The sequence below is a fragment of the Amycolatopsis samaneae genome (assembly GCF_039541975.1).
GTDB lineage: Bacteria > Actinomycetota > Actinomycetes > Mycobacteriales > Pseudonocardiaceae > Amycolatopsis > Amycolatopsis samaneae.
In genome coordinates, this window is the sequence record NZ_BAABHG010000017.1 from 212,178 (window position 1) to 220,386 (window position 8,209).

General features: G+C 72.1%; 6 protein-coding genes. 5 read left to right on the forward strand and 1 reads right to left on the reverse strand.

The genetic code is table 11. The features are described 5' to 3' along the window. The first annotated feature begins 36 nt into the window (after nucleotides 1–36). Nucleotides 37–3,363, forward strand: coding sequence for a phosphodiester glycosidase family protein (locus ABD987_RS36540; protein ID WP_345405220.1), 3,327 nt, complete (start codon nucleotides 37–39; stop codon nucleotides 3,361–3,363). Here the strand turns inward: ABD987_RS36540 and ABD987_RS36545 are convergent. Next, nucleotides 3,323–3,778, reverse strand: a complete 456-nt coding sequence (locus tag ABD987_RS36545; RefSeq protein ID WP_345405175.1) for a MerR family transcriptional regulator — start codon at nucleotides 3,776–3,778, stop codon at nucleotides 3,323–3,325. The two genes, ABD987_RS36540 and ABD987_RS36545, sit on opposite strands and share 41 nt — an antisense overlap. Before the next feature lie 116 nt (nucleotides 3,779–3,894). Between ABD987_RS36545 and ABD987_RS36550 the strand changes: the two genes are divergently transcribed. The 4 genes from ABD987_RS36550 (at nucleotide 3,895) to ABD987_RS36565 (ending at nucleotide 7,816) form a co-directional block, all read left to right on the forward strand. Further along, nucleotides 3,895–4,968 carry an alkene reductase gene (locus ABD987_RS36550; RefSeq protein ID WP_345405178.1) on the forward strand — a complete coding sequence of 358 codons (1,074 nt, stop codon included), beginning with the start codon at nucleotides 3,895–3,897 and terminating at the stop codon, nucleotides 4,966–4,968. Nucleotides 4,969–5,088: 120 nt separating this feature from the next. Continuing rightward, complete coding sequence (locus tag ABD987_RS36555) at nucleotides 5,089–6,042, forward strand: ABC transporter ATP-binding protein (RefSeq protein WP_378214329.1); 954 nt, start codon at nucleotides 5,089–5,091, stop codon at nucleotides 6,040–6,042. A gap of 141 nt (nucleotides 6,043–6,183) precedes the next feature. Continuing rightward, nucleotides 6,184–6,987, forward strand: a complete 804-nt coding sequence (locus ABD987_RS36560; RefSeq protein ID WP_345405184.1) for an ABC transporter permease — start codon at nucleotides 6,184–6,186, stop codon at nucleotides 6,985–6,987. A gap of 1 nt (nucleotide 6,988) precedes the next feature. Next, nucleotides 6,989–7,816, forward strand: coding sequence for an ABC transporter permease (locus ABD987_RS36565; protein ID WP_345405187.1), 828 nt, complete (start codon nucleotides 6,989–6,991; stop codon nucleotides 7,814–7,816). The last annotated feature ends 393 nt before the right edge of the window (nucleotides 7,817–8,209 follow it).

The following is an 8,209-nucleotide window of genomic DNA, read 5'->3' on the forward strand; positions in this document are numbered from 1 at the left end:
ATTAGATCGCGTCTGGCGTTTTTCGCCGCCGCCGTTGTGCTGTCCTCCTCGGCACTGGCCGCCTCCGCGGCCGCCGACCCGCTGGCCGCTCCGCTCGGCCCACCGCCCGTGGAGGCGGCTCCCGCCGCGTCCTCCGCGCAGGAGGGCCCGGCCCGGTTCGCCGCCGCGCCCCCGGACGACGGCCTGCTCACCGGCAGTGCCACGACCCCGGTCGCGCCCGGGCTGAACCTCACGCAGTTCGACCGCTACGACCCGCGCGGCTGGATCCGCGGCGACACGCTGGCCGTCGACCTCACGAACAAGACGCTGAAGCCGACCTACCTCAGCCCCGGTACGGTGTCCGCGCGGACGCCGCTGTCCCAGCAGATTTCACGCGCGGGCGCGGTCGCCGGGGTGAACGGCGACTTCTTCGACATCAACGCCACCGGCGCGCCGATCGGCGTCGGGATCGACCGGGGCAGGCTACAGACCGCGCCCGCCGCCGGGCACAACCTGACCGCCTCGATCACTGAGGAGGGCAAGGCGCGGCTCGCCGAGGTCTTCCTGGAAGCGAGCGTGAAGCTGCCCGGCGGGAGCACCGTCCGCGCGACGAACTTCAACAGCCCCGTCCTGGATACCGGCGCGCTCGGCGTCTACACCCCGCTGTGGGGCGCTTCGTCCCGGGCCAGCTCCGTGGCCGGCGCACAGCGCGTCACCGAGGTGGAGATCCGGGACGGGCACGTCGCGCAGGTCCGCACCGCTCCCGCCGACGGCCCGATCCCGGCGGGCAGCACGGTTCTCCTCGCGCGGGAGGCCGGTGCCGACGCGCTCGCCGCGCTGCGTGCCGGCGACCCGGTCGAGGTCTCCTACGCGCCGCGTTCGGACGCCGGGAAGCTCGCGGTCGCGGTGGGCGGCAACAAGGTCCTGGTCAAGGGTGGGCAGGTCCAGCCGGTCGACGACGTCGCCGCGCACCCGCGCACCGCGGTCGGCTTCTCCGCCGACGGCGGCCGGATGTGGCTGGCCACAGTGGACGGACGCCAGGCCGACAGCAGGGGCATGACCGAGCTGGAACTGGCCAGGCACATGGTCTCCCTCGGCGCCTCGGAGGCGATCAACCTCGACGGCGGCGGCTCCTCGACGCTGCTCGCCCGCGCGCAGGGGGAGCGTGACGCGACCGTGCGCAACTCGCCGTCGGACGGTGGCGAACGGTTGGTGCCCAACGGGATCGGCATCGCGACCGCGCCCGGCAGCGGACGGCTCACCGGGTTCTCGCCGGTGCCCGCGCGCAACAGCCACAACGCCACCAGGGTCCTTTCCGGACTGTCGCGCAAGCTCGTCGCCGACGGGCACGACGAGACCGGCGCCGCCGTGGACTCCCGGCCGTGGTGGAGCACCTCGAACCCGTTCCGCGGCACCGTGACGGGCGGCGTGTTCACCGCGCACCCCGACTTCCTCCGCCCGGACGCGCGGGCCGAGGTCGAGGTGTCCGCCCGGCAGGGCCGCGCCAGTGGCGCGACGAAGCTTTCCGTGCTGGGCAAGCCGGTCCGGCTGGGCACCAGCACCGAGCAGGTCGCGCTGTCCGGGGCAGGGGCGCGCGGGACCTTCCAGGTCTACGGCTACGACGCGGACGGCTACGGCACCTGGGCCGAACCGGACGACGTCAAGCTCGACTACGACCACTCGGCGTTCCGTGTCGAACCCGACGGCGACGGGTTCGCCGTCACCGCGCTGAAGGATTCCGGCGCCACCGCGATCACCGCGACGGTGGCGGGGCTGACCACCCACCTCGGCGCGTCGGCGGGTACCGAGAAGCGCGTCGTGTCTCCTTTGGACGGTCCGGACGGCTGGACGGCGTCGGTGTACCCGGCGCCCGTCGGCGCGGCGCTGTCCCCGGCCCCCGGCCACGCCGGCACGGCCGGGCTCGCGCTGGACTACCGGCTCACCGGCACCACCGCGACCAGGGCGGCCTACGTCAACGCCACCGCGCCGCTGCCCGTTCCGGCGGGCACCCAGCGGATCGGCCTGTGGGTCGAGGGCGACGGGAAGGGCGCCTGGCTGCGTGCCGAGCTGCGGGACGCCGCGAACGTCGCGTCGGTGGTGGACCTCGCGCGCAAGGTGGACTGGACGGGCTGGCGGTACGTCACCGCGAACGTGCCCGCCGGGCTGCCCGACGGCCAGCGGCTGACCCGCTTCTACGCCGTCGAGAACCTCCCCGACCGCCAGTACTCGGGCCGTCTCGTCTTCGACGACCTCACCCTCGAGGTCTCGCCCGCGGCCACCGTGCCCGCCGATCCGCGCCCGCGTGACCCCGCGCTCGTCGGCGTGACCGGCAACGGCGGGCTGCGGATCGCCGTCGTCAGCGACGCGCAGTTCACCGCGGACGATCCGGACGGGCCGCTGGTCGCCCAGGCCCGGCGCGCGCTGCGCGAGGCCGTCGCGGCGAAACCCGATCTGGTGCTGATCAACGGCGACTTCGTCGACCGCGGCACGGCGCCCGACTTCGTGCTCGCCCGCAGGGTGCTGAACGAGGAACTGGAGGGCAAGGTGCCCTGGTACTACGTGCCGGGCAACCACGAGGCCGACGGCGGGCACGGGCTCGACGAGTTCAAGGCGGCCTTCGGCGAGACGCACCGCGTCGTGGACGTGCGCGGGATCCGGCTGGTGCTGATGGACTCCTCGCGCGGCACGCTGCGCGCGGGCGGGTTCGACCAGGTCCGGATGCTGCGCGAGGCGCTCGACGGCGCGGCGAAGGACCGCTCGGTGCGCGGCGTCGTGGTCGCGATGCACCATCCGGTCGCCGATCCGAGCCCGGTCGGCAACTCCCAGCTGGGCGACCGCAAGGAAGCGGAGCTGCTGACCACCTGGCTCACCGGGTTCGAGCAGTCCTCCGGCAAGCCCGCCGCGTCGATCGCTTCGCACGCGGGCGTGTTCGCCCTCTCCCGCACCGACGGCGTCCCGTACCTGGTGAACGGCAACTCCGGCAAGGGCCCGGCCGCGGCGCCGGGCGACGGCGGGTTCGTCGGCTGGACGATGGTGCGGGTCGACCCCGGCGACCGGGGACAGCCGGTGCGCTTCCAGACCCGGCCCAACGTCGATGCGCTGACCCTGACCGGCCCGGACACGTTGCGGCCCGGCGCGCGCGGCGACGTCAAGGCCACGGTCACCCAGGGCGCGCGCGCCGTCCCGGCCGCCTACCCGGTGAGCGCGGACTGGACCGGTGCCTGGGGCACGCACATCGCGACCGGGGCCTGGCCACCCGCGCCGTGGGACGTCGCGTCGTTCGACCCGGCCACCGGGGTGCTGACGGCGCTGCGCCCGGGTGTCGCGCGGCTTTCGGTGACGGTCAACGGGGTGACGCGGAACCTCGCGGTGCCGATCCGCTGAGCACGGCACGGCGAGAGGCCCCGGGCAGCGGAACCGCGCAGGCGGACACCCCGGTCCGGGGCCTCTCGCGGTACTGCCGGTTGATGGCCATGAGCTCGTCGAGCGCGTCCCGGGTGCGGATCAGCTCGGTGATGTGGTCGGACAGCCGGTCGCGTTCCTGGGCCATCCGCTCGAACGCGGCGTCGGAGTTCGTCTCGCTGGGCGAGTCGACGCAGGGGAGCAGTTCGGCGATGGTGGTGCTGGACAGGCCCGCGGCGTAGAGCCGCTGGAGCAGCGCGACCCGCCCGACCGCCTCGGGCGCATAGTGCCGCTGCCCGCCGGCGCTGCGCGTGCTGACGAGCAGCCGCTGCTCCTCGTAGTACCGCAGGGACCGGACACTGGCCCCGGTCCGCTCCGCCAGCTCCCCGATGCGCATCGGGTCCTCCTTCGTATGAGCCGCGCCACAGCGCCTTGTCCCTGACATCCATGTCAGATTCTAGCGTGGTTCGTGTGTCCGGGTCCGGACGCGCGGAACTACGAAGGAGTCTTGACGTGGCAACCCTTTTCGACAGCTACCGGCTCGGTGACCTGGCCCTGCCCAACCGGGTGGTGATGGCCCCGATGACCCGCGTCCGGGCCGCCGCCGGTGGTCTGGCGACTCCGTCGATGGCGACCTACTACGCCCAGCGGGCGTCGGCCGGGCTGATCGTGAGCGAGGGCGTGCAGCCGAGCCTGATCGGGCAGTCCAACCCGGGGACGCCGGGGCTGTACACCGACGAGCAGACCGCTTCGTGGCGCCCGGTGACCGAGGCCGTGCACGCCAACGGCGGACGTATCTTCGCCCAGATCATGCACGGCGGGCGCGTTTCGCATCCCGACACCACCGGCTTCCAGCCGGCCGGGCCCTCGGCCGTGCCCGCCACCGGGGACGTGTTCACCCCGACCGGGCCCCAGCCCGCCCCGATGCCGCGCGCGCTGGACCTCGCCGAGATCCCCGAGCACGCCGAGTCCTACGCGCACGCCGCCCGCCACGCCGTCGAGGCCGGGTTCGACGGGGTCGAGCTGCACGGCGCCAACGGTTACCTGATCTCGCAGTTCCTTTCCACGAACGCCAATCTGCGCACCGACCGCTACGGGGGTTCGGTGGCCAACCGGATCCGCTTCGCCGTCGAGGCGGTTTCCGCCACCGTGGACGCGATCGGCGCCGCCCGGACCGCGATCCGGCTCTCGCCGGGCGCGACGTTCTGGGGCGTCGAGGAGACCGAGGTCCCCGAGCTCTACGTCGCGCTGCTTTCCGAATTCGCCCGGCTCGGCCTGGCCTACGTCCATTTCGAGGCCACCACCGACGACGAGGTGCTGCTCGGCCTGCGCCGGGCGTGGCCGGGCACCCTCGTGATGAACCCGGTGTACCCGATGGGGCCGAAGCAGGCCGGCCGGGACGACGCCGACCGCTGGCTCGCGCAGGGAGCCGATCTCATCAGCTTCGGCCGCGCGTTCATTTCCAATCCCGACCTCGTCGAGCGGCTGCGTGGCGCGCTCCCGATCGCCCCGGTCGACGAGGCCACCTACTACCAGGGCGGGGACGCGGGCTACCTCACCTACCCGGCGTATCAGCACACGGCCTGAAGACCGGCCGGGAAGGCCTCCTCCCCGGCGCTCGATGCCGTGAAGGAGTCCTTCACGGCATCGAGCGCGCAGGCAAAGCCCCGGCGGTAAACGGGTCGTGTTTTGTCGGTGGTGGGCTCTATCGTGCGAGGCGTGGGAGAGTCAGCGGAAGATCCGGCACTGGTCCAGGCGAAGGCGCTGGTCAAGCGGTTCGGCGAGTTCGAGGCCGTGCGCGGGATCGATGTCGAGGTCCGCCGCGGCGAGGCCTTCGGATTCCTCGGCCCGAACGGGGCAGGCAAGTCCTCCACCATGCGCATGATCGCGTGCGTGTCCCCGCGCACCGACGGTGAGCTGCGGGTACTCGGGCTCGATCCGGACGTCGCGGGCCCGCGCATCCGCGCGCGTCTCGGCGTGGTGCCGCAGCAGGACAATCTCGACGTCGAGCTCACCGTCCGGCAGAACCTGCACATCTACGGCCGGTACTTCGGCCTGTCCAGGGCGGCGGTCCGGCGCAGGGCCGAGGAGCTGATGGAGTTCGCGCAGCTGTCCGACCGCGCCGACGACGAGGTGGATCCGCTCTCCGGCGGCATGAAGCGCCGCCTGACCATCGCGCGCTCCCTGGTGAACGACCCGGAGCTGCTGCTGCTCGACGAGCCGACCACCGGCCTCGACCCGCAGGCCCGCCACCTGTTATGGGACCGGCTCTTCCGGCTCAAGGCCGAGGGCACCACCCTCATCGTCACCACCCACTACATGGATGAGGCGGAGCAGCTGTGCGACCGGCTCGTCGTCATGGACGGCGGCCGGATCGCCGCCGAGGGCTCGCCCGCGGAGCTGATCACCCGGTACTCCACCCGAGAGGTCGTCGAGCTGCGTTTCCCCGTTGGCGAACAGGAAGAGGCCGCCCGCCGGGCCGAGGGGCTGGCCGAACGCACCGAGGTCCTGCCCGACCGCGTCCTGCTCTACAGCATGGCCGGGGAGGCGACCCTCGAACAGGTCCACGCCCGCGGCCTGCGCCCGCTGTCGAGCCTGGTCCGGCGCAGCTCACTGGAGGACGTGTTCCTCCGGCTCACCGGCCGGACGCTGGTCGATTGAGTGACGGGGGAAGGGGTGAGGTGACGGGAATGGGTGGGGTGCGCTCGCGGGGCGCGTTCGCTGTCGTTCCCGTCACGTGTCTTGTGGGGTAAGGGGAGTTGAGTGTCCAGAGTGGACGAGAGTGGCCGGGGAGGGGTAGGGGTGTCGGTCAGTTCGACGGGGCGGGTCGTCGGAGCCTGGCACGGGGCCTGGTTGCGGGTCGAGGGGTACTGGACCTGGTACCGGCGCTACTGGGCGGCCACGCTCTACTCCACCGGGCTGCAACCGGTTCTGTTCCTCGCGGCCATGGGTCTCGGCTTCGGCTCCCAGGTGCGGGCGGGGCCCGCCACCGGCGGACTGTCCTACCTGGCCTACGTCGCGCCCGCGTTGCTCGTGGCGGGCGCGGCACAGCAGGGGATCGCCGAGTCCAGCTACCCGGTGCTGTCCGGTTTCAAGTGGCAGCGGGACTACCTCGCGGTCACCGCCACCCCGGTGTCGCCGGGACAACTGCTCGGCGGGCACCTCATCTGGATGGCGATCCGGCTCACCCTCGCCGGGGCGGTCTACGCCGCCATCGCCGCGTGCTTCGGCGCCTGGTCGGGCGCGGGCGTACTGGCGGTGATCGTGGTGGGCACGGTCACCGGGCTCGCCTGCACCACGCCGATGACGGCGCTCGCGGCGAAGACGTTCGACGAGGGCACCCGGTTCGGGCTGATCTTCCGCTTCGTGGTCATGCCGATGACGTTGTTCTCCGGCACGTTCTTCCCGATCGCCCAGCTGCCCATCGCCCTGCGCTGGCTGGCCTGGATTTCCCCGCTGTGGCACGGCACCCAGCTCTCCCGCGCGGTCAGCGTCGGCGGGGTCGGCGGCTGGGCCGCGCTCGGGCACCTCGCGTTCCTGGTCGCGCTGTTCGCCGTGGGCTGGGCGTGCGCGCACCGTTTCTTCTACCGACGGCTGGTGGTGTGAGATGACCGTGCTCGCCGAACCGGCGCGCCGCGGCCTGCTGCTGCGTGTCCTGCCGCCCGCGCTCTACAGCGGACGCTCCTCCGCGGTCGTCGAACGCGCGGCGGTGGTGTACCGCCGTTCCTGGGTGATCCTGCTGTCCGGCGTGTTCGAGCCGCTGTTCTACCTGCTCGCCTTCCAGCTGGGCTTCGGCAAACTGGTCACCGAGGTCGCCGGGCCCGACGGGCACCCGATGAGCTACGTCGCGTTCGTCGCCCCGGCGCTGCTGGCGACCTCGGCGATGAACGGCGCGGTGTTCGAGTGCACCTACAACGTGTTCTTCAAACTGCGTTACGCCAAGCTGTACGACGCCATGCTGGCCACCCCGATCGGCCCGCTGGACATCGCCACCGGCGAGATCGCCTGGGCGATGTTGCGCGGCGGCCTCTACTCGCTCGCCTTCCTCGGCGTGACCGCGGTGATGGGCCTGCTCACCTCGTGGTGGGCGCTGGCGATGCTGCCCGCGGCACTGCTGATCGCGTTCGCCTTCTCGGCGATCAGCATGGCGCTGGTGACGTTCCTGCGGTCGACCTCGCAGTTCGACTACATCAACCTCGTGCTGATGCCGATGTTCCTGTTCTCCACCACGTTCTTCCCGCTGTCGGTCTACCCGGAGCCGGTGCAGTGGGTGGTGCGGTGTTTCCCGCTCTACCACGGGATCGAGCTGATGCGCGGCCTCGCCGCCGGGGTGTTTTCCCTGGGAATGCTGGGAAATCTGGCCTACCTGCTGGCACTGGCCGCGCTCGGCGTGTTCGGCGCCACCCGCCGCATCGGCAAGCTCCTGCTCACCTAGCGGCCCCGGCGCCGGTTCGCCACCGAGGGACGCCCTGGGTGCGTTCACCGCACCCAGGGACGCCCTGGTCGCACCCAGCGCACCGAGGGACGCCCTTGTCGCGGTCGGCCCGGACCACCTCGCCGACCACCGGAGGCGTCCCGAACGCTCCGTTCGAGACGCTCACCGTCTCGAACGGAGCGTTCGGGACACGGACACCGCACCAGACCGCCCCGGCATGCCCGCGGCCACCCGAGCTGAAGGACGCCTTCACCGCGGCGAGTGCACTGAAGGATGCTCCTATAGATGTCAAGTGGTGGTTGTGAGGTTGGCTATGTCTGTGGTGAGGGCGTGGTAGATCTCTCGGGTGACGTAGCGTTTGAGGCAGCGGATGATGTGGCGTTTGGGTAGGCC